Source organism: Paenibacillus phytohabitans, assembly GCF_013141775.1.
GTDB lineage: Bacteria > Bacillota > Bacilli > Paenibacillales > Paenibacillaceae > Paenibacillus_AQ > Paenibacillus_AQ phytohabitans.
This window is the reverse complement of sequence record NZ_WHOB01000016.1, coordinates 329,045-350,391: the sequence shown is the minus strand read 5'-3', so window position 1 is coordinate 350,391 and position 21,347 is coordinate 329,045. Positions and strand designations below refer to the sequence as shown.

At 51.7% G+C, this 21,347-nt stretch carries 17 protein-coding genes; 16 read left to right on the top strand and 1 reads right to left on the bottom strand.

Annotation, left to right across the window (positions count from 1 at the left end):
- Positions 1 to 41 precede the first annotated feature (41 nt).
- The 15 genes from pnp (at position 42) to GC101_RS03155 (ending at position 18,184) form a co-directional block, all read left to right on the top strand.
- Complete coding sequence (gene pnp / locus GC101_RS03225) at positions 42 to 2,144, top strand: polyribonucleotide nucleotidyltransferase (protein WP_039294832.1); 2,103 nt, start codon at positions 42 to 44, stop codon at positions 2,142 to 2,144.
- A gap of 258 nt (positions 2,145 to 2,402) precedes the next feature.
- Positions 2,403 to 3,389, top strand: coding sequence for a polysaccharide deacetylase family protein (locus GC101_RS03220; RefSeq protein ID WP_171716064.1), 987 nt, complete (start codon positions 2,403 to 2,405; stop codon positions 3,387 to 3,389).
- Between the two features lie 79 nt (positions 3,390 to 3,468).
- Complete coding sequence (locus GC101_RS03215) at positions 3,469 to 4,734, top strand: M16 family metallopeptidase (protein ID WP_042138111.1); 1,266 nt, start codon at positions 3,469 to 3,471, stop codon at positions 4,732 to 4,734.
- Positions 4,712 to 5,158: a dUTP diphosphatase gene (gene dut / locus GC101_RS03210; RefSeq protein ID WP_171716063.1), complete on the top strand. Its 447-nt coding sequence runs from the start codon at positions 4,712 to 4,714 to the stop codon at positions 5,156 to 5,158. The genes GC101_RS03215 and dut overlap by 23 nt, the downstream gene beginning before the upstream one ends.
- Positions 5,159 to 5,584: 426 nt before the next feature.
- Complete coding sequence (gene dpsA, locus GC101_RS03205; RefSeq protein ID WP_042138106.1) at positions 5,585 to 6,481, top strand: dipicolinate synthase subunit DpsA; 897 nt, start codon at positions 5,585 to 5,587, stop codon at positions 6,479 to 6,481.
- Positions 6,482 to 7,078 carry a dipicolinate synthase subunit B gene (locus GC101_RS03200; protein WP_039294817.1) on the top strand — a complete coding sequence of 199 codons (597 nt, stop codon included), beginning with the start codon at positions 6,482 to 6,484 and terminating at the stop codon, positions 7,076 to 7,078.
- A 134-nt stretch (positions 7,079 to 7,212) separates the two neighbouring features.
- Positions 7,213 to 8,112, top strand: a complete 900-nt coding sequence (gene dpsA / locus GC101_RS03195; protein WP_171716062.1) for a dipicolinate synthase subunit DpsA — start codon at positions 7,213 to 7,215, stop codon at positions 8,110 to 8,112.
- Positions 8,113 to 8,247: 135 nt separating this feature from the next.
- Positions 8,248 to 9,468: an aspartate kinase gene (dapG, locus tag GC101_RS03190; RefSeq protein ID WP_039294812.1), complete on the top strand. Its 1,221-nt coding sequence runs from the start codon at positions 8,248 to 8,250 to the stop codon at positions 9,466 to 9,468.
- Positions 9,469 to 9,484: 16 nt separating this feature from the next.
- Positions 9,485 to 10,360, top strand: coding sequence for a 4-hydroxy-tetrahydrodipicolinate synthase (dapA, locus tag GC101_RS03185; RefSeq protein ID WP_171716061.1), 876 nt, complete (start codon positions 9,485 to 9,487; stop codon positions 10,358 to 10,360).
- Positions 10,361 to 10,937: 577 nt separating this feature from the next.
- A complete protein-coding gene (locus tag GC101_RS03180; protein ID WP_039294807.1) occupies positions 10,938 to 12,617 on the top strand; it encodes a ribonuclease J in 1,680 nt (559 codons plus the stop codon).
- A 164-nt stretch (positions 12,618 to 12,781) separates the two neighbouring features.
- Entirely contained in the window at positions 12,782 to 13,279 is a 498-nt protein-coding gene (locus tag GC101_RS03175) for an RNA polymerase sigma factor (RefSeq protein WP_343049569.1), read from the top strand.
- Positions 13,276 to 14,286: an anti-sigma factor gene (locus GC101_RS03170; RefSeq protein ID WP_171716060.1), complete on the top strand. Its 1,011-nt coding sequence runs from the start codon at positions 13,276 to 13,278 to the stop codon at positions 14,284 to 14,286. The genes GC101_RS03175 and GC101_RS03170 overlap by 4 nt, the downstream gene beginning before the upstream one ends.
- Before the next feature lie 178 nt (positions 14,287 to 14,464).
- Positions 14,465 to 15,199: a ClpP family protease gene (locus GC101_RS03165; RefSeq protein WP_246354168.1), complete on the top strand. Its 735-nt coding sequence runs from the start codon at positions 14,465 to 14,467 to the stop codon at positions 15,197 to 15,199.
- Positions 15,196 to 15,411, top strand: a complete 216-nt coding sequence (locus GC101_RS03160; RefSeq protein WP_171716058.1) for a YlzJ-like family protein — start codon at positions 15,196 to 15,198, stop codon at positions 15,409 to 15,411. The genes GC101_RS03165 and GC101_RS03160 overlap by 4 nt, the downstream gene beginning before the upstream one ends.
- A gap of 94 nt (positions 15,412 to 15,505) precedes the next feature.
- Positions 15,506 to 18,184 (top strand): DNA translocase FtsK 4TM domain-containing protein, encoded by a 2,679-nt coding sequence (locus GC101_RS03155; RefSeq protein WP_171716057.1) that lies wholly within the window; start codon positions 15,506 to 15,508, stop codon positions 18,182 to 18,184.
- 73 nt (positions 18,185 to 18,257) lie between these two features.
- Here GC101_RS03155 and GC101_RS03150 read toward each other — a convergent pair whose 3' ends face one another.
- A complete protein-coding gene (locus GC101_RS03150; protein WP_171716056.1) occupies positions 18,258 to 20,234 on the bottom strand; it encodes an AraC family transcriptional regulator in 1,977 nt (658 codons plus the stop codon).
- A 173-nt stretch (positions 20,235 to 20,407) separates the two neighbouring features.
- Here GC101_RS03150 and sleB point away from each other — a divergent pair, with 173 nt between their 5' ends.
- Positions 20,408 to 21,274: a spore cortex-lytic enzyme gene (sleB, locus tag GC101_RS03145; RefSeq protein ID WP_171716055.1), complete on the top strand. Its 867-nt coding sequence runs from the start codon at positions 20,408 to 20,410 to the stop codon at positions 21,272 to 21,274.
- Positions 21,275 to 21,347: the final 73 nt, after the last annotated feature.

The following is a 21,347-nucleotide window of genomic DNA, read 5'->3' as shown; positions in this document are numbered from 1 at the left end:
AACATACAGAACAAAATTACTATCATTCAAGGAGGGGTTTTATGGAACAACGTGTGGAAATGCAGCTGGGCGGAAGACGCCTTGTGCTGGAAACAGGCCGTCTGGCCAAACAAGCGAACGCAGCCGTTATGGTGCGGTACGGAGATACTTCAGTATTGTGTACGGTTACAGCATCCAGTGAGCCTAAAGATCTGGATTTCTTCCCGCTTACGGTGAACTATGAAGAAAGATTATACGCAGTGGGTAAAATCCCGGGCGGATTCATCAAGCGTGAAGGACGTCCAAGTGAAAAGGCGATCCTGTCGAGCCGTCTGACCGACCGTCCGATTCGTCCATTGTTCCCGGAAGGGTTCCGCAATGACGTGCAAGTCTTGAACCTGGTTATGAGCGTGGATCAGGACTGTGCGCCTGATATCGCAGCTATGATCGGTACTTCTGCTGCTCTGAGTATTTCCGATGTGCCTTTCAACGGTCCAATCGGGGGCGTAGCTGTAGGCCGTATTAATGGTGAATTCATCATCAACCCTGATGTAGCCCAGCAGGCAATCAGCGATATTTATGTCGTTGTAGCCGGTACTAAGGACGCTATCATGATGGTGGAAGCTGAAGCCAATGAAGTCACTGAAGATGTAATGCTTGAAGCGATCATGTTCGGACATGATGAAGTCCGCAAGATCGTAGCTGTGATCGAGCAGCTCGTCGCCGTTGCCGGCAAAGAAAAGATGGCTGTGAAGCTGCATGCGGTTAACGCTGATGTAAACGCACAGGTTCGCGCTTACGCAGAGAGCCGTCTGGTTGACGCCGTGAAGATTGCCGAGAAGCATGCCCGTCAGGATGCTATCGATCTGGTTAATAATGAAACGGTGGAGTATTTCGCAGAGAAATACATAGAGACACCAGAACTTCTTAAAGATGTTAAGGAAGTGCTGCATGATATCGTCAAGGACGAAGTAAGACGTCTGATCACGCATGATAAGGTACGTCCGGATGGCCGTAAGCTGGATGAGATTCGTCCGATTGAATGCGATACAGCGCTGCTGCCGCGTACACACGGTTCCGGTCTGTTCACACGCGGACAAACACAGATCCTTAGCGTTTGTACACTGGGCGCGCTGGGGGATGTACAGATTCTTGACGGAATCGATCCGGCTGAAACCAAGCGCTTTATGCATCATTACAACTTCCCTCCGTTCAGCGTAGGGGAAGCCCGTCCGCTGAGAGCACCGGGACGCCGCGAAATCGGCCACGGCGCACTGGGTGAACGCGCATTGTCCAAAGTGATTCCAAGTGAAACTGAATTCCCGTACACCATCCGTCTGGTATCGGAAGCCATTGAATCCAATGGTTCGACTTCCCAGGCGAGCATCTGTGCCAGTATCCTGGCGATGATGGATGCAGGGGTGCCCATCAAGGCGCCGGTTGCAGGTGTTGCTATGGGTCTGATCAAAGACGGAGAGCATGTCTCCATCCTGACAGATATTCAGGGTATGGAAGATCACCTCGGCGATATGGACTTTAAGGTAGCGGGAACAGCGGAAGGCGTAACGGCGATTCAGATGGATATCAAAATCGACGGCATCGACCGTAAAATTCTGCAGGATGCGCTCCAGCAGGCCAAAGAAGGACGTATGTTCATCTTGGGTAAAATGAATGAAGCGATCTCTGCGCCAAGAACAAGCCTGTCCAAATATGCTCCAAAAATCATTATCATCAACATCAATCCGGACAAAATCCGCGATGTTATCGGTGCTGGCGGTAAGATCATTAACAAAATCATTGAAGAAACCGGCGTAAAGATCGACATCGAACAGGATGGCCGTGTCTTCATCGGCTCCTCCAACGAAGAGATGATCCAGAAGGCCCGCGGCATTATCGAAGGTATTGTGCGTGAAGTACAGGTCGGCGAAATCTATGTCGGTACAGTTAGACGTATCGAGAAATTCGGCGCATTCGTTGAACTGATTCCGGGTAAAGACGGCCTCGTGCATATTTCCCAGCTGTCCACAGAACGTGTGGCTAAAGTGGAAGATGTTGTTGCCATCGGCGATACCATTACCGTTAAGGTAACCGAAATCGATCAGCAGGGCCGCGTCAATCTGTCGCGCAAAGCTGTGCTGACTTCGGAAAGCGGAGCGAAGGCGTAAGAAATAGCCTCGCCTGCGGTTTTCCGGTAATCTAATTAAATGTATGAGGAAGAGACAGAAGCATTACCGTTCTGGCTCTTTTTTTCTAGCAATTAACCGGCAGTACTCAGCTGCGGATTGTATATGGCAGTGGGCTACACTCTATGCGTTTATGCATATTCGGCGTTTGTCATACATAGGCTGGGACAAAGCGTCCTTGCACTTCTACCCTTGTGCCGGGACGGATCAGACCGTTTCTGCCGGGGAGGAAAGACGTCAATGAAGACGGACAAAGCAGCGCTTGTGCTGGCCTGCATTGCAGTAGTAATCGGGATCGGCAGCACGAATGGACCGGTCAAAGAGATGATTGCCGGGCTTAAGCCGCAGGCTGATAAGGCCGTGCTGAGCTATGCGCCAAAGCAAACGAACGATGAATTGCGCGCGCAGATTGCCGGCAAGGCAGCGGAGCTGAATGCGCAGCCTGTTGATGCTGTCGTTGACCGGGTGTGGAAAGCCATACCGGGGTACAACGGTCTTGAGGTGGATGTGGAGGCAACCTACCGGAACGCGCTTTTGCGGGGGCCGGCGGACAGCCTCAAACTGGTGTACCGCCAGACAGAGCCGAAGGTATCGCTGAGTGATCTGGGAGCGCAGCCGATCTACCGGGGCAATCCGGCCAAGCCGATGGTGTCGCTGATGATTAATGTAGCGTGGGGGAACGAGTATATTGTGCCGATGCTGGATATTCTGGATGCGGAGAAGGTCAAGGTGACCTTTTTTCTGGATGGAAGCTGGCTTAGTCATAACAAGGAGCTTGCAGCCGAAATGCTGAAGCGCGGACATGAAGTGGAGAACCACGCCTATACCCATCCCAACATGAGTACACTCAGCCGCGCGCGGGCAACGGCCGAGATTGAGAAGACACAGAAGCTGCTGAAGGATAGCCTGGGGGTAACCAACAAATGGTTTGCTCCGCCTTCAGGAGATTTTAATCAGCAGACGGTGGAGATTGCAGCCTCACTGGGACTAAAAACGGTATTATGGACACTTGATACGGTCGATTGGCGCCATCCTTCTCCTGATTCGGTTATTGCCAAGATCAGCAGCAAAGCGGAGCCCGGAACCCTGGTACTGATGCACCCTACAGACTCCTCTTCCCAAGCACTGAGGGGAATGATCCGCGGGATTAGAGCCAAGGGTCTGCAGCTGGGAACCGTCAGTCAGACACTCTCAACAGAGCGTATTACACCTCCGGAAGTTGAGTGAACGGACTATTTCTGATAGGATAAGAGGCGCGAATAATAAATACAGACAGATACAGGGGCTGTGCCAGGAGGATTTTACATTGGACAAAATATTATTATCGAACGGACTTCGGGTGGTTACCGAGAAAATCCCGACCGGAAGATCCGTATCCTTCGGAATCTGGGTCAAGACGGGCTCACGCAATGAGAACCCGCTGAACAACGGGATTTCCCATTTCATCGAGCATATGCTCTTCAAGGGGACTGACCGGTACAGCGCGAAGGAGATCGCCGAACAGTTTGATGCGATTGGCGGCAACGTCAACGCGTTTACCTCGAAGGAATATACATGCTATTATGCCAAAGTGCTGGATGAGCATCTGCCGATTGCTGTGGATGTGCTGGCGGATATGTTTTTCCGTTCACGGATGGATGCCGAAGAGCTGGCCAAGGAGAAGAATGTCATTCTGGAGGAAATCTCCATGTGCGAGGACACGCCGGATGATCTGGTCCATGAGCTGATGTGTGCCGCTGCCTACGGCGAACACCCGCTGGCTTACACAATACTCGGACTCAAGGAACGTCTGCTGGAAATGACGCCGGATGACCTGCGTGCATACATGAAAGAGCAGTATACGATCGAGAATACAGTCATCAGTGTAGCCGGAAATATTAATGACGGGCTGATTGAGTTGCTGGAGCAGCATTTTGGCTCGTTCGCGAACCACGGTGAATCGCCTTCGCTGACTGAACCGGATTATCAGGGGGAACTGGTCTTCCACAAGAAGAAAACAGAGCAGAATCACATCTGCATCTCCTTGCCCGGTGTGAAGAGCGGCGGCCCGCTGCAGTATCCCATGGCTCTCTTAAACAATGCCTTCGGCGGCGGCATGAGCTCGCGGCTGTTCCAGGAAATCCGTGAGAAGCGCGGTCTGGCGTACTCCGTATTTTCATATCACAGTGCCCAGGCCGACAGCGGCTTGTTCACCGTATATGCCGGCACAGCGCCGAAGCAGACCAAAGAAGTTACCGAGCTGATCAAAGAAATGCTGCACGATCTTGCTGTGAACGGCCTGAGTGAGGATGAACTCCGCAAAGGTAAGGAGCAGCTGAAAGGCAGTCTGATCCTGAGTCTGGAAAGCACCAGCAGCCGGATGAACCGGATGGGCAAAAACGAGCTGATGCTTGGACGGCAGGATACCCTCGATGAGATGATTGCCAAAATAGGGGCTGTGACCATGGAGGATATCAATGCGCTGCTGGACTTTATGTTCGCGCAGCCGTTATCTCTGGCTATGGTAGGCTCAACAGATAAAGCGATAGCCAATGTTAGGAGAGATGATCTTGTCTTATTACGTTCAAATTAACAAGCTTCCCGGGAATGAGGATGTGCTGCTGCCCTGCAAAATGTCCGAACAGGCCTCGGGATATGACCTGTATGCCGCTGTAGTAGAGGCTGTGGTGCTTGCTCCGGGCGAGCGGGCATTAATCCCCACTGGAATCTCACTCGCTATGCCGGACGGGCTGGAGGCGCAGATCCGTCCGCGCAGCGGCCTGGCACTGAAGCACGGTATCACCTGCCTGAATACCCCGGGTACCATCGATGCGGATTACCGTGGTGAGATTAAGGTGCTGCTGATCAACCTGGGTCAGGAGCCGTTTGCGATTGCCCGCAATGAGCGGATTGCCCAAATGGTATTCCAGGCTGTGCCATCTGTAACGCTGGTGGAAGTCGGTGAGCTCTCTGAAACGGAGCGCGGCGCCGGCGGCTTTGGACATACGGGTAAATAATTAGCGCGATCAATATTTATGATTAATTTAAAAAGCTTGCGGAACTGCACCTTCCTGGTGCGTAACCGCAAGCTTTTTTTATATTTTGTCATATGCTTAGATGCTTTAGCTTCTATTTGGCTGAGCCGTTAGTCTGTCTTGCGCAGCTATCTCATACTGCTTCTCCCGCGGGGCATCCCGGCGATCGATAATATCCTGAACCGTTATATAGGCTTCGATATCAGGGGGAATTGCATTAGCCGGATCGCGGCTGGGGTCGGGGAGGGTGGATTTTAAATTTTTAGCTGATTACAGATTGAGTATTGCAGAAACTCAGTGATTTATATCGGCGCTGGCTGGAATTCATCTCCGCTCTTCACCCATCTGCACCACACGGCATAAGATGCTCTATAGTCGAATGTGTATGTGGAAAGGAGCGTCATCCCTATGCTTACTGGCATCAGGATCGTGTTCCTGGGCGGGGACGCGAGACAAATTGAAGTGATTCGGAAATGTGTGGAAATGGATGGGTCGGTAAGCGCTGCCGGATTCGATAAGTGGGATGCCCCAAGCCCGGGGGTTAACCTGGAACAAATGTCGGCAGAATTACTCAGCAGCGCAGATGTGCTGGTGCTGCCGGCTGTCGGCTGCGATGATGAAGGTTATATTAATGCGGTATTCGCTTCAGAACGCCTTCAGCTCCTGGAAGAGCATATTGCTGCGCTGCCGTCCCGGGCTATCGTGTATACCGGCATGGCCAAAAGCTATTTGCGCGGCCTGTGTGCCAGACATTCACTCAAGCTGGTGGAGCTGCTGAACCGGGACGATGTGGCCATTTACAATTCAATCCCCACAGCTGAGGGTGCACTGGTTATGGCCATACAGAATACCGATTTCACCATCCATGGTTCTACCTCCATGGTGCTCGGAATGGGCAGGACGGGATTCACCATGGCCAGGGCACTGCAAGGCATGGGTGCAAGTGTAAAAGTTGGTGTAAGGAAACAGGAGCATTACGCAAGGGCAGAGGAAATGGGCTGGAAGCCGTTTATGACCGGAGATCTGCTGCTTCACGTACCGGAAGCGGATCTGATCTTCAATACCATTCCAAGCATGATTATTAACGCACAGGTTCTATCGCGTCTTCAGCGGCACTGCGTGATCATCGATCTGGCTTCCGCACCGGGCGGGTGCGATTTCCGCTATGCCGAGAAGCGCGGGATCAAGGCGATGCTGGCACCGGGACTTCCCGGTATTGTGGCCCCCAAGAGCGCCGGAATCATTATGGCTAATGCACTGGTACAGTCGTTATCAGGCGAGACTTCAATCAGGGGGGACGAATAAATGGATTGGCATGGAAAAACAGTTGGTTATGCAATTACCGGCTCTCACTGCACCTTTGCCGAGGTAATGCCGCAGATTCAGCGGTTCATGGATGGCGGCGCCAACGTGGTGCCGATTGTATCGGCATCTGTGCTGAACACGGATACGCGCTTTGGCACATCGGAAAATTGGTTAAAACAGTTGAAAGATATAACGGGGAATGATATCATTTCTACAATTGTTGAAGCGGAACCGCTGGGTCCTTCGAAGCTGCTGGATGTACTTACGATTGCTCCCTGCACAGGGAACACAACAAGCAAACTGGCGAATGCCATGACGGACAGTCCGGTGCTGATGGCTGCCAAATCGCAGATGCGCAACGGGCGTCCGCTGGTGCTGGCGATCTCCACCAACGATGGACTGGGCCTGAATGCGGCGAATATTGCTAAGCTGCTGGTAACTAAAAATATTTATTTTGTGCCATTCGGCCAGGATAATCCGGTTGCTAAGCCTAACTCGCTTGTGGCCCGGATGGACCTTATTCCTGAGGCTTGTTATGCAGCCCTGCAAGGCAGCCAGCTGCAGCCTATGATTATCGAACGGTTTCATTCAGCATAGCATTTCGGCTCTTCACAGCAGCCAAGCACATACGTAACATATCTGCCGTCCTCATCCTGAGGGCGGTTCAACACTTTATTCAGCAGGTTAAGGCTGGAGCATTGATCAGGGTTGAGGAAAGGGGCATCTTCCTTATGCTTACTGGCATCAGGATCGTATTCCTGGGCGGGGACGCAAGACAGCTCGAAGTGATCCGCAGATGCGTAGAGATGAATGCGGCAGTAAGTGCCGCGGGGTTCGACCAGTGGGAGACTCCGGTTCCGGGGGTGAGTATGGAACCAATGACCGCAGAACTGCTCGGCACAGCCGATGTGCTGGTGCTGCCCGTGGCAGGATGCGACGAGGAAGGAAAGCTTAACGCGCTGTATTCCTCCGGTCCGCTGCAGCTGCTGGACGAACATATCGCGGCGCTGCGGGCAGATTGTATAGTATATACTGGTATGGCCAAAGATTATTTGCGTGCCTTGTGTACCAGGCATTCACTGAAACTCGTGGAGCTGCTGGACCGGGATGATGTGGCGATATACAATTCCATTCCTACAGCGGAAGGCGCGCTGGTTATAGCCATTCAGAACACCGATTTCACCATACATGGCTCCAATTCAATGGTGCTGGGCATCGGCAGAACCGGCTTCACGATGGCCAGGACCCTGCAAGGCCTTGGAGCCAGGGTATCCGTGGGGGTCAGGAAGCAGGAGCATTATGCCCGCGCAGAAGAGATGGGCTGGAAGCCTTTTATGACCGGAGCATTGCAGCTTCATGTGGAAGAGGCTGATCTGATCTTCAATACTATTCCCGGTATGATGCTTACGGCGGAGGTTCTATCGTGTCTGCCCGGGCATTGCGTAATTATCGACCTGGCTTCGGCTCCGGGCGGCTGTGATTTCCGGTACGCGGAGAAGCGCGGGATTAAGGCAATTCTGGCTCCGGGCCTTCCAGGAATTGTCGCTCCGGCAAGTGCTGGGAAGATTATGGCTGGTGCATTGCTGCAGTCGATTTCGGACGAGGTTCTGCATACGCTAGGCAATGAATGAATGGTTAGAGATTAACACTTGGATTCAGTATTTCAAGGTATGCACCCAGCGCAGCAAGAGCCGTTTTCTATGAAGGTAACAGCTATTCTGCGTATTTATCAGCGCTTGCTTAGAGAAGTAATGGAGGAATTATAAATGGGTATTTTGGTGCAAAAATTCGGCGGAACCTCGCTCTCCACACCGGTGGCCAGAGAACATGTAATCCGTCATGTCAAACGGGAGCTGGCCAGCGGGTTCAGCCTGGTGGTTGTAGTCTCGGCAATGGGCCGCAAAGGGGAGCCTTATGCTACAGATACACTGCTGGATCTGGCGGCACAAAGCGGGAACTCGCTGCCCGACCGCGAGCGTGATCTGCTGATGTGCTGCGGGGAGATTATCTCGGCGGCCAACCTCTGCGGACTGCTGGAGCAGGAAGGGATCCGTTCTACCGTGCTTACGGGGGCGCAAGCCGGATTCGTGACAGATAGCAGCTACGGCAATGCAAGAATTCTCGATGTGCGGACAGAACGCATTCTACGCGAACTGCGTGAGCATAAAGTAGTAATAGTAACCGGGTTCCAGGGTCAAACCGAAGCCGGTGATTTCACAACCCTTGGCCGCGGAGGAAGCGATACTTCGGCAACAGCGCTCGGTGCTGCACTGCGTGCGGATATGGTGGATATTTATACCGATGTTGACGGCATTCTGACCGCTGATCCGCGGATTGTCGAAGATGCGAAGCAGCTTACTTATGTCAGTTATACGGAAATCTGCAATATGGCCTATCAGGGAGCCAAGGTTATTCATCCCCGGGCTGTAGAAATCGCTATGCAGGCTCAGATTCCGGTACGTGTACGGTCAACGTTCTCCGAAGCGGAAGGGACGCTTGTTACCCATCCTGAAGGCTTCAGCGATGTTTCGCACGGAGTCGTTGACCGTTTTGTCACGGGCGTTGCGTATGTCAGCAACATTACACAGATCTCCGTGGAATGTCCGGACGGCAACGGAACAGGCGTACAGCTGCAGATTTTCAAAAGCATGGCGGATAATGGAATCAGCGTAGACTTCATTAATGTGACTCCATCCGAGGCTCTGTACACTGTGTTTGATGACAAATCGGAGAAAGCAATCTCTGTGCTGCAGGAGCTGGGGCTGCGTCCTAGGAGCTTGTCCGGTTGTGCGAAGGTATCCGTTATCGGCGGAGGCATCAATGGGGTGCCGGGAATCATGGCCCGTATTGTTGAAGCGCTCAGCTCGCAAAATATTCAGATTCTGCAATCCGCAGACTCCAATACAACGATTTGGGTTCTTGTGAAGAAGGAAGATATGGTGCAGTCGGTTCGCGCCCTGCATGCCAAGTTTGAATTGCACCGCTGACAAGGAGGAATTCAAAGTGGATTTCGGAAGACTAATAACCGCAATGGTAACCCCGTTTGACGGGGACGGAGAAATCAACTGGGAAGCAACTTCAAGGCTTGTCGATTACCTGATAGAAGAACAGAAATCCGCTGCGCTGGTAGTCTGCGGAACAACGGGTGAATCGCCTACCTTAACCGATGATGAGAAGCTGAAGCTGTTTTCTTTTGTCAAAAAGCAGGCAGGCGGACGCTGCAAAATCATCGCCGGAACCGGCAGCAACAGTACCAGACATTCCATCGAGCTCACGAAGGAAGCCGAGAAAATCGGCGTGGACGGTGTGCTTCTGGTCGTCCCTTATTACAACAAACCTAATCAGGAAGGGCTCTACCGGCATTTCTCGTCCATTGCCGCCGAGACTTCGCTGCCTTGCATCTTATACAATGTACCAAGCCGCACTACGGTGAGCTTAAGTGTCTCAACCACACTGCGTCTGGCCGAGATTCCGAACATTGTCGCTACGAAGGAATGCGTCTCTGTGGATCAGATCACCCTGATTGCCTCGGCCTGCCCGGATGATTTCCATGTCTACTCAGGGGATGATTCTGCGGGTCTGGCCACGCTTGCTGTGGGCGGCCACGGTATTATCAGCGTAGCCAGCCACATTGTCGGGGCGCAGATGCTGGAGATGATCGAAGCCTTCACTTCCGGGAATGTCCGCCGTGCCGGTGAGCTCCACCGGACGCTGTTTCCTGTGTTCAAGGGGTTGTTCGAATGCCCGCAGCCGCTGCCGAATCCTTCGGCGGTGAAATATGCGCTGGGTCTGCGCGGGATTGACGTAGGTTCAGTCCGGCTGCCGCTGGTTTCTCCGACGGAAGAGGAAGCAGCTTTTATTGCAGCTTTACTGAAATAGGTATCAATCCAGTATTTCTTAAGCAGATATATATCGCTAACCGTCCGCTCTACAGAGCGGGCGGTTTTTTATTTTGTCAGATCCGTATAAAGACTATGTAAAAAAACGCAAGCCATATACCGCTTTTTTGCTTGTCTTTTCCTCAAATAATGGCTGTTTGTTAAGGAAAGAATAGGACTAGGATCAGGATGACTTGTCTTTTGCCAAAAAAATCATGTATAATGTCCTTAAGTGATTCGGTGCGGTTAAAATAAAATATGCGGTAATCTTCCGTCAATGTAATTTTACATTGTGAGACAGGATAGGTCCTTGGATAAGTCTGTGCTAAACATGCCGGATTTTCGCGCGAGGGGCGCGGTGATGAAATTTTGACGGCGTTTGCCCGCTTCAAGACGATATTACTGCCCGGTTCGGGAGTTTCGCCTTGCGCAATTATACAGACTTATCGGAATTTCTTTGTCGAATAAGGAAAGTTAACAGCAATTTGAAGAAAGTCTACAGCGCCGCTGAAATAATTGAAGCTCATTGTTTACAAATAAAAGTATGACGTCCAACATCATAGGAGGGTTAGATTCATTTGTCGAAAAAAAACAACAACGATAAATTGTCGATATTCGCATTAGGCGGAGTCGGCGAGATCGGAAAAAACATGTACGTTATTCAGTACGGCAACGACATTGTAGTCGTGGATGCCGGTCTGAAATTCCCGGAAGAAGATATGCTCGGTATTGATATTGTAATACCTGACATCTCGTACCTGACTGAGAACCGTGACAAAGTAAGAGGGATTGTGCTTACCCACGGACATGAGGATCACATTGGCGGATTGTCTTATGTGCTCAAGAACCTGAATGTTCCTGTCTATGGAACAAGACTTACACTTGGCCTTGTGGATAACAAGCTCAAGGAAGCGAACCTGCTGGGTGAAACCAAACGAATTCTGATCAACGAAGATTCGGAAATTGAGCTTGGCACCTCGCTTAAGGTAACATTCTTCAGAACCAACCACAGTATTCCTGATTCCGTCGGTGTATGCATCGAGACGCCGGAAGGCAATGTTGTCCACACAGGTGACTTCAAATTCGACCACACGCCAGTTAACGGTCAATTTGCGAACCTGCACCGGATGGCCGAAATCGGATCGAAGGGTGTGCTTGCACTGCTGTCTGACAGTACCAATGCCGAAAAGCCGGGCTTTACACCTTCGGAGAAGAATGTCGGTATTGTTCTGGAAGATATTTTCCGTAAAGCTGAACAGCGTGTAGTAGTAGCAACCTTTGCTTCCAACGTGCACCGTATCCAGCAGGTGGTGAATGCAGCAGAATCGACAGGCCGCAAGATTACTGTAATCGGACGCAGTATGGTTAACGTAGTTTCCATTGCTTCCGAGCTCGGTTACCTGTACATTCCTGACGGTATGCTGATTGAACCGGAAGAAATGAACAGAATGGCCGGCAACCGTGTAGTTGTGCTTTGCACAGGCAGCCAGGGCGAACCAATGTCCGCGCTGACCCGTATGGCGCGCTCCAGTCACCGCAAGGTAGACATTATGCCAGGCGATACTGTTATTATTGCAGCTACACCAGTACCGGGTAATGAGAAGTATGTAGGCCGTACCATTGATGAACTGTTCCGTCTTGGCGCCAATGTAATTTACAGCGGCTCCAACTCCGGTGTTCACGTATCCGGTCACGGCAGCCAGGAAGAGCTGAAGCTGATGCTCAACCTGATGAAGCCGAAATTCTTCATTCCGATTCACGGTGAGTTCCGTATGCAGCGCAGACATGCAATTCTTGCAGAGTCCGTTGGTGTAGAACCAAGCAACATCTTCATCACAGAGCTTGGCGAAGTGATTGAAATTTCCGGAGGAGCAGCACGCAGAGCCGGCAAGGTTACTGCAGGCAACGTGCTCATTGACGGACTTGGTGTCGGCGATGTCGGCAATATCGTACTGCGTGACCGTAAGCTCTTGTCCCAGGACGGAATTCTGGTTGTAGTGGTAACACTCAGCAAGCAGAATGGAGCTATTGTCTCCGGACCGGATATCATTTCCCGCGGATTTGTCTACGTGCGGGAGTCTGAAGGTCTCCTGGACGAAGCTAACCGGATTGTATCCGGTACGCTGCAGCGTCTGATGAGCGAGAAGGTCAATGAGTGGGCTTCTCTGAAGACCAGTGTCAAAGACTCGCTTGGCCGTTTCCTCTACGAGCAGACACGCCGCAGACCGATGATCCTGCCGATTATCATGGAAGTATAATTCAAAGCTTCATTTAGAATATATGCAGGGCAATAGCCCCTTCTCCCCGGAAATATTGGACGGTTTCCTGGGGAGGAGGGGCTTTTTGTGCAGCCATAAGATTTTTTGCCAGCGGACACAACATTTAAGAAGCTCAATCGTTATACTGCCAAGGGGGTGTGAAAGTGGGGGCTGGAAACAAAGAGCAGCTGCTCCAATCCAAAATGGCAGAAATACGCAGATATTTAATCCGGCTGGGTGCCGGAAGTGCAGATGCGGAAGACATCGTACAGGATACAGTATACAAAGCCTTGCTGTATATTGACGGGATTGACGGCCATAAGTACAGTGCCTGGCTCTATAAGGTAGCGATTAACAGCTATTATGATCTATGCCGGAGGCAGACACGGTTCCGGTATTCTGATGAAATGGAGGATTATGAAGCGCCGGAGAGCGAACTTCCGGAGTCCATCCTGCTGCAGCAGGAGCAAAAAATGCTGATTGAGAAGATCCTCGGCAGGATGAACCCGGCGAACCGCCAGCTAATTCTGCTGAAGTATGAAATGGAGTTCTCTTATAAACAAATTGCTGCGCTTCTGGGAGTCTCAGAAGGGATAGTAAAGGCTTCCTTATACCGTGCCAGACAGCAGTTTCAACATATTTATGGAGGTGAGGCTGAATGACAGCCCCATGGGATGGACAAGAGGATCAGAATTTGGCCCAAACACTGAAAAAAGCCAAACGCAAAAGCTTAATCCGCAGTATTGTTATTTCGCTGCTGGTTACTATTCTTACACTGACCGCCATATTCTTCGGTGCGGCGAAGCTGATGGAGCGCCGGTCCGCAGAGGCCCATTATAGCGAGTGGAGATATTTAATGATCAGCAGTCCCAATGAATATCCTTCAGGCTTTAGGGATAACCGTGGATTTTTGTCGGGAGTACTGGAGATGAGCACTTACAAAATCATTGAAGGTGTACCCGTCCCATGGAATGAGAAATGGTTCAATTACAACGAGTGGTGGTTTCCTTTTGCCACTGGCGCTTATGGCGGCACAACCAATCTGCAGGAGTCAGTGCCCCCGGGAAATCCGGACAGCCAGGTGTTCAGACGGCAGTATAACCCGCATAACGGTCAGAAGGAGATGGCTTACTACATTCCAGGTGTGGAATATAGTGGTGCTATTCTGAATGACCTTAACCTGCTTACCAGAATGGAACCGGAGGAGCTGGCGGAGATGGCGCTGTCTTTTGACAAACCCTATTCCTTTGAAGAGGTGAAAAGCATGCTTCCCCGGGAGGTCAGACCCGTATGGTATTGGGTGGATACCTATGATGAATCCTCCTGGTTCAATCTGAAACCTCATGAGGACGGGGAGGGTGTAATGGTGAATCCGCAGCCGATGTCATCTTCCGCAGGCGTATACGGCTTTGGAACGGGGCCAAACAGCGACGAGGTACTGCCGGAGGACTTTCTCGGAATGCTTCAAACGGGACTCCAGCATAAGGATTATTACAGCGAGTATAAGCGGATCAGCCGGTACCTCACAAAGGATAAGGCTGAGCCTGACGCTTCAGATATCCGGATTCTGGGAGTTGTTGTCACCGGCTCTGCCGCAGGTCTGAAGAGCTTGAATGGACAACCCTATATCCGGGGGGCAGTGCTTGGTGCCGTAACAGATCCCTATTAACATGAACAAACACAGACTCATATTTTATAACCGGATCTGCATAAGGGAGTCCCCCGGAATGTAATACTACCAGAAGATAGTATGGCTGCAGCGGATGGGTGCTGTAAGCAGAAAGGGAGAGCTGCGCACAATGGACTTCACAGGAGCAAGCATGAACAGCGGCAAGAACGAAGAGATTATGCCTGGAGAGATCAAACCCGGGGTCAGTGAACCTGTGCTGCCCGGACCGGTGGGGGTGCTGAAGGAGCTGGGGCAAACGGCGGTTCCTACAGGGGAGCCGGATATTTTCTGCATGACGATTATCGGCCAGATCGAAGGACATTTCGTATTGCCGCCGCATAATAAAACTACGAAATATGAACACATCATTCCACAGCTGGTTGCCGCCGAGCAGAATAAGAATATCAAAGGGCTGCTGATTATCCTGAACACCGTCGGAGGGGATGTGGAGGCCGGACTGGCTATTGCCGAGATGATTGCCTCCTTGTCCAAGCCAACTGTGACTGTGGTAATCGGCGGCGGCCACAGCATAGGCGTTCCGATCGCGGTATCCTCCAGCTACTCCATCATTGCCGAGAGTGCAACGATGACGATTCATCCGATCCGGATGAACGGTCTCGTGATCGGAGTGCCGCAAACCTTCGAATATATGGAACGGATGCAGGAACGGATGGTTAAATTTGTAACTTCGCATTCCCGCATTACAGAGTCACAGTTCAAAGACCTGATGTTCAAAACCGGAGAGCTGAACCGTGACATCGGTACCGCCGTCGGCGGACAGGATGCCGTGAAATATGGTCTTATGGACGAGGTGGGCGGTATAGGAGCTGCTCTGGCCCATCTGAACCAAATGATTGCGGGAAACGTTTCGCTTTCGCCTGATCATCTGCCGCCGGGAGGACTGACTCAATGACCTTGTATACGATTCTGCCGATGGAGCAGGTGTTTGAGGGTGCACTTAATTATGCGTTGCCGGTGCAGGAGGTCAGTTATCAGGGGATGCTGATGCAGGTTGAACCGCTTGAAGGCGGTCAGGCGCGGATTGTCAGGCTGCTGCAGTGTCCGCTCCACAGGTATCTGGACGCAGCTCTGTCTCCAGGATCGGTCATTCAATTAGACAAATAAATGCGAACATACTGCCTATAGATGCATTTTCTGACAAAAGAGAACATAGGTACGCCACGCCATTATATGGTATAATGTTGTGGGGGTGGCTGGCGTGGCTAAAAAAAGAAAAAAGAAAAAGAAAAAAGCGCTGCTGGGCAGCGTTTTAAAATATGAAATCTATGGAATTCTGCTTATTACGATCTCCGTCATAGCTTTGTCAGGTGAAGCTGCTGTAGGGCGCTCTCTTTCAAGCATGGCAGGCTACTTACTCGGCAGATTCTATTTTGTGCTGCCGCTGGCCGGCATTTTCTATGGACTGATGGTCATGATTCACCGTAAATGGCCGTCAACCTGGAACAGCCGGTATACCGGCGGGCTATTGCTGCTGCTGTCCATGTGCCTGATGAGTACGATTTCGGCTATGCAGCAGAAGCTGGGACCGATCGGAATGCTGCATCCGGGCAATGTGCTGGCCCAAATACATAATGACCTCTCGGGTTCACTGTCTCCGGGCGCTGGTGAGAGCAGCGTGTACATGCTCGGCAAGGACATCAGCGGAGGGTACATCGGAGCGCTGGAGTATGCAGCTCTCCTGTGGCTGTTCGGCAATCTGGGCGCCAAGCTGCTTATGATTGTTCTGCTGGCGATCAGCTTCATGCTGATTACCAATCTGTCGTATGTGGAGCTGTTTACGCTGCTCCGGGTAAGAGCGGTTAAGCTGGTGGAAGGAATAAAGCTCAGATCAGCTAACCGCCCTGCGGCGGTACCAGTAGTGCCCAGAGCTGCAAGAAACAGCAGACCTGCTGCACCGCAGCCGGCAGATGATGATGACTATTACGAAGACGATGAAGAAGAGAATAATAATCAGCTGCCTAGACGTGCACAGCCGAACCTGCTGGGAAGAGTGGCCGGCTGGTTCAGCGGCTCTGCCCGTAATGAGCAGCAGCCCGGGCCGGAAGAATACGATGACGCGGAACTGCCGGATGTAATCCTGACAGAACCGCGGAACGGTCCGATAATATCCGGGCTTGCGGCCGGCAGGGGAATGCCGCCGGAAGATTTCGGCGAGGATGAATTCCCCGAAGAAGATCTGGAGCCGGTTACCCCGATCATCCGCGACTTCTTCGAGCACATCCGCTCGGAAGGTCTGAATGCGGAGGACCGGGAGGAGTGGAGCGAGTTCTCGCCGGCTGCACGCGGCGGTGCTGTTACAGGAGCGGGCGATGAGGCTCTCCCTGCTGCTGCCGGACATCCTGCACTTGCGGATGAAGCTGCAGAGGACGGACTTCCTGTAGAGCTGGAAGGGCTGCTGGGAACGGCAGAGAATGGTGAAGTGGTTCCGGCAATTCCGCCACCGCCTCCGCCCAAGCCGTACAAGCTTCCATCCTTCCGGCTGCTGGCCAAGCCTAATAACGGAGCCAAGGCCGGAGACCAGAATGACTACATGCAGACGGCCCGTAAGCTGGAAGCTACACTCGAGAGCTTCGGTGTCCGGGCGAAGGTGCTTGAAGTCGTCCGTGGACCGGCTGTTACCCGGTACGAGATTCAGCCGGATATCGGCGTGAAGGTCAGCCGGATCGTCAATCTTACCGATGATATTGCGCTGGCGCTGGCAGCCAAGGATATCCGGATGGAAGCGCCGATTCCGGGCAAGTCAGCCATCGGTATTGAAGTGCCGAACTCCGAGGTCTCAATTGTAACCATGCGTGAAGTAATGGAGACGCAGATTTTTCAGGAGGCAGAGTCACGGTTGTCGATTGCGTTCGGACGGGATATCTCCGGTCAGACGATCATAGGCAATCTGGCCAAAATGCCCCATCTGCTGGTAGCGGGGGCTACCGGTTCCGGTAAATCCGTCTGCATTAACGGCATTATTACCAGTATCCTGTATAAGGCGAAGCCTAACGAAGTGAAGTTCCTCATGGTTGACCCTAAGATGGTTGAGCTGAATGTATATAACGGCATTCCGCATCTGCTTGCGCCGGTGGTTACCGATCCCAAGCGGGCCAGTCTTGCCTTGAAGAAGATAGTGGTGGAGATGGAGAAGCGGTATGAGCTGTTCTCCAAGTCAGGCACGCGTAATATGGAAGGCTATAATACATTAATGAAAGATAATCCGGCAGCGGTATTGCCCTACATTGTAGTAATTGTGGACGAGCTTGCCGATCTGATGATGGTGGCGGCGAATGATGTCGAGGATGCGATCTGCCGGCTTGCCCAGATGGCGCGGGCGGCGGGGATTCATCTGATCATCGCCACACAGCGTCCTTCCGTGGACGTCATTACCGGACTGATTAAGGCGAATATTCCTTCGCGGATTGCATTTGGAGTATCTTCGAATGTGGATTCACGGACCATTCTGGATATGCCGGGTGCAGAGAAGCTGCTGGGACGGGGGGATATGCTGTTCCTGCCAATGGGAGCTTCCAAGCCGATCCGTGTCCAGGGGGCCTTCATGAGCGATCAGGAAGTAGAAACAATTGTACAGTATGTAAGCAGCCAAGGTGAAGCGAATTATGATGAATCCCTTGTTCCTGAAGTGGATGATACCCTATCGGAGGATCAGGATCCGCAGGATGAATTATACGAACAAGCCGTCCAGATTGTGCTGGAAGCCAAGCAAGCCTCGGTGTCGCTGCTTCAGCGGCGCATGCGGGTCGGTTACACCCGTGCTGCACGGTTAATTGATGCCATGGAGGCAAGAAGCGTGATCGGGCCTTACGAGGGCAGCAAGCCCCGTGAGGTGCTTATGTCCCTCGAACAGTATCAGCATAACAGAATCAGTTCATAACCCAAAAAGATGACCCGTAGAAGTAGATACGGGTCATCTTTTTTAAGTTAGGCAATTTGTGATTGATCTACAATTACTTGACCCGGGGTGCTGCAAGCAGGCTGTCCACAATGAAATCAAGCTGCGCGTTCAGCGAATAGATATCGCTGTAATAGGATAATCCGAAGTCAATCTCCATCAGGCGGCCTTCTTTGACTGCCGGAATGCTGTTCCAGAGCGGGTCGGCAGTCAGATCAGCCATCCCGTCGTAGGAAGAACGGAAGATATAATCTCCACTGTAATCGGCCAGAACTTCAAAGGATACGGAATCACCGCCCATATCGCTCTTGGAATCAATTTTTTGCTGGAGAATCTCAGGCGCCTTCATTCCGAGATATTCATAAATGACCTGTGAACCCCGGCCATACTGTTTGCTCATGACCACTACCATGCTGCGGTCTGCGCCGCCTTCCATGATGGAGACCGTTGAACCGAGAATTCCCGCTTCCTGCAGCTTCTGCTTACTGTCCTCCACTTTGGCATTGAAGCTGTTCAAAAGGCCGGTAGCCTGTTCTTCCTTGCCGAAAATATGTCCAATGAACCTTACCCGCTCATCGGTCGTCATCTTCTCATAAGGGACCAGCACTGTCGGTGCGATGTCATGCAGTGCAGCATAGGTCTCCTCAGAAGGAACAATGATCAGATCGGGATCCAGCGAGAGTACAGCCTCAGGACTAGCCTCAAACCAGGTGCCCAGCTTCTGTACATCCTTCAATTCATTCTCAAAGGCTGCGCCTTCGGATACATCAGATACACCTATGGGTTTGATACCAAGTGCGAGGACATCGCCCAGCAGATACAGTACTACGACACGCTGGGGATCGGCTGGAACCTCTACGTCTCCTTTGACGGTGGAGATGGTCCGGGTCTGGGCCTCGGCTGCAGTGTTATCAGGGGATGTTGTAGCGGCTGCAGTCGCAGCAGGCGAAGCGGCTCCTGAGTTGCTGGCATTGCCCGCTGTAGTGTTGTTGGCACCTCCTGCGGAACACGCGCTTAACACTATGGTGAAGCATAACAACAAGGTGAGCATTAGGGATGGTTTAGCCGTTCTGAACATGGGTGACGCTCCTTTTGGGTTATATTGATAATGATTATCATCATCAATATATCGGAGAGTGTCTTCCCAGGCAATGTCATAAGCGGACACAGCGGATGGTATTTCCGGCCAGTTTGACACGGTTAGCAGGGAGTTTTTGTACCTTACCGGCGAGGTGCCGAAATGCTTTTTGAACATTTTGCCGAAATGATATGCATCCGGGTAGCCGACGGCAAGCGCAATATCATGCAGCGTGGACTCTGTATTCAGCAGCAGCTCCCGGGCTTTGTCCATGCGGATCTGTATCATATACTGGGCAGGGCTGGTCTGAAGCCTCATCCGGAAAAGCCTCGACAAGGTTCTTGGGCTCATCCCGAGTGTGCGGGCGAGTGCATCCAGCGTGAATGGTTTGCTGTAACTGTCGTGCATGTAGCGTACTGCCTGGTCCAGCGAATCCGCTTTGAAGGGCTGAATATCCTGCGCATGGAGCTGACGGAGCAGCTCATGGACCCATTGATAGAACAAGGCTTTGGCATGCAGATGCTCGAGTACGCCGCCTTGCTGCCATTCGCCATACATCTGGATCAGGATCTCGTACAGCGGAAGCGGATTGCCTGGAGTGAAATTGTAAATTTTGCTAAAAGGCCGGCTGCGCTCCATAAGTGCTGTGAGATTCCGCCGTCCGGGGAGGGTGAGTGTGGATCTGTACAAAATTAAGTAATAATCCAGGATTTCCTGTGTCTTGAGCACTTTGATCATCATGCCTCTGCCGCCATGAATGACACTGGAGCCGCTGATTTCAAATGAAATCTCATCTATAAGTACAGTTGCACTGCCGCGTACGACATACATATATGTACTGGCTGGAAGGCGGTACAGCAGCGGAGGTTCTCCCGAAGTGAAAGAGGCCTTGCGGATATCAATAACTTCTATTAAAGCGTGGTTCCACAGTACGATATGGTCCTTCAGATTCATGATTCTTCTCAACTCCTGTTGGTTCATAACCCAAGTATAGTTGATAATTGTTCTCAGTTGCAATGGATTTGCTCTTGCCAGTCTTTCGGTAATGCATAGGATGTCTTGTCAGTCGTCATAATAACTTTAGCCATTCATGCAGAACTTACAAGAGAAAGGTAGAGCGAACCCCTATGACAAAACATAAGCAGTGGATCTTTGCCGTACTGACCCTTGCCTTGGCCGCCGCACCGTTTGCCGGCGTATTCTTTGAAGATCGTGGCGTGACGTACGCCCAATCGAATGCAGCAGCCCCAGTTATAACGGAAATTCCTGACGAAGGGGAAGAAGCATTACCCGCTTTTGGCACAACGCCGCTGAAGCTTGGATCCTCCGGGCAGGATGTGTATGAGCTCCAGGGGAGACTTAAGCATCTGGGCTATTATGCCGGTGCTATTGACAGCCAGTTCGGGGCCAAAACCAAAAATGCCGTCACCTGGTTCCAGTGGAAATTCGGCTTGAAATCCGACGGAGTCGTTGGTGCCAAAACAAAGCTCAAACTGTACAATGCAACAACAGCCTGGAAACCTACAGCCCCCAAGACATCGACCGCCAATAAGGATACATCATCCGGCACAGCGGCAAAAAAGAATGAAACAGCCAAAACGAATACAGCTGAGCTGTCTTCCGGCAATACGATGGGGCTGTCCGAAAATGATCTGAAAATCATGGCTAATGCCGTTTACGGTGAATCACGCGGGGAACCGTTTGAAGGACAGGTAGCGGTGGCGGCGGTTATTCTTAACCGGGTTAAATCACCGAGCTTTCCCAACACGCCTTCGGGGGTGATTTTTCAACCCGGAGCCTTTACGGCTGTTGCTGACGGACAAATTTATCTGGAGCCTAATGAACAGGCACGCAAGGCAGTGCAGCAGGCGCTTAACGGCTGGGACCCTTCCGGCGGCTGCCTCTATTATTTCAATCCCAAGACAGCCACTTCCAAATGGATCTGGAGCCGGCCGCAGGTGAAGACGATCGGCGAGCATATTTTCTGTATGTAGCTGAAGGAATGTTTTTGCACAGCAAGGCATTAATGGCAGCATGACAGCGTCCGTATAAATCTTTTCTGAGAGC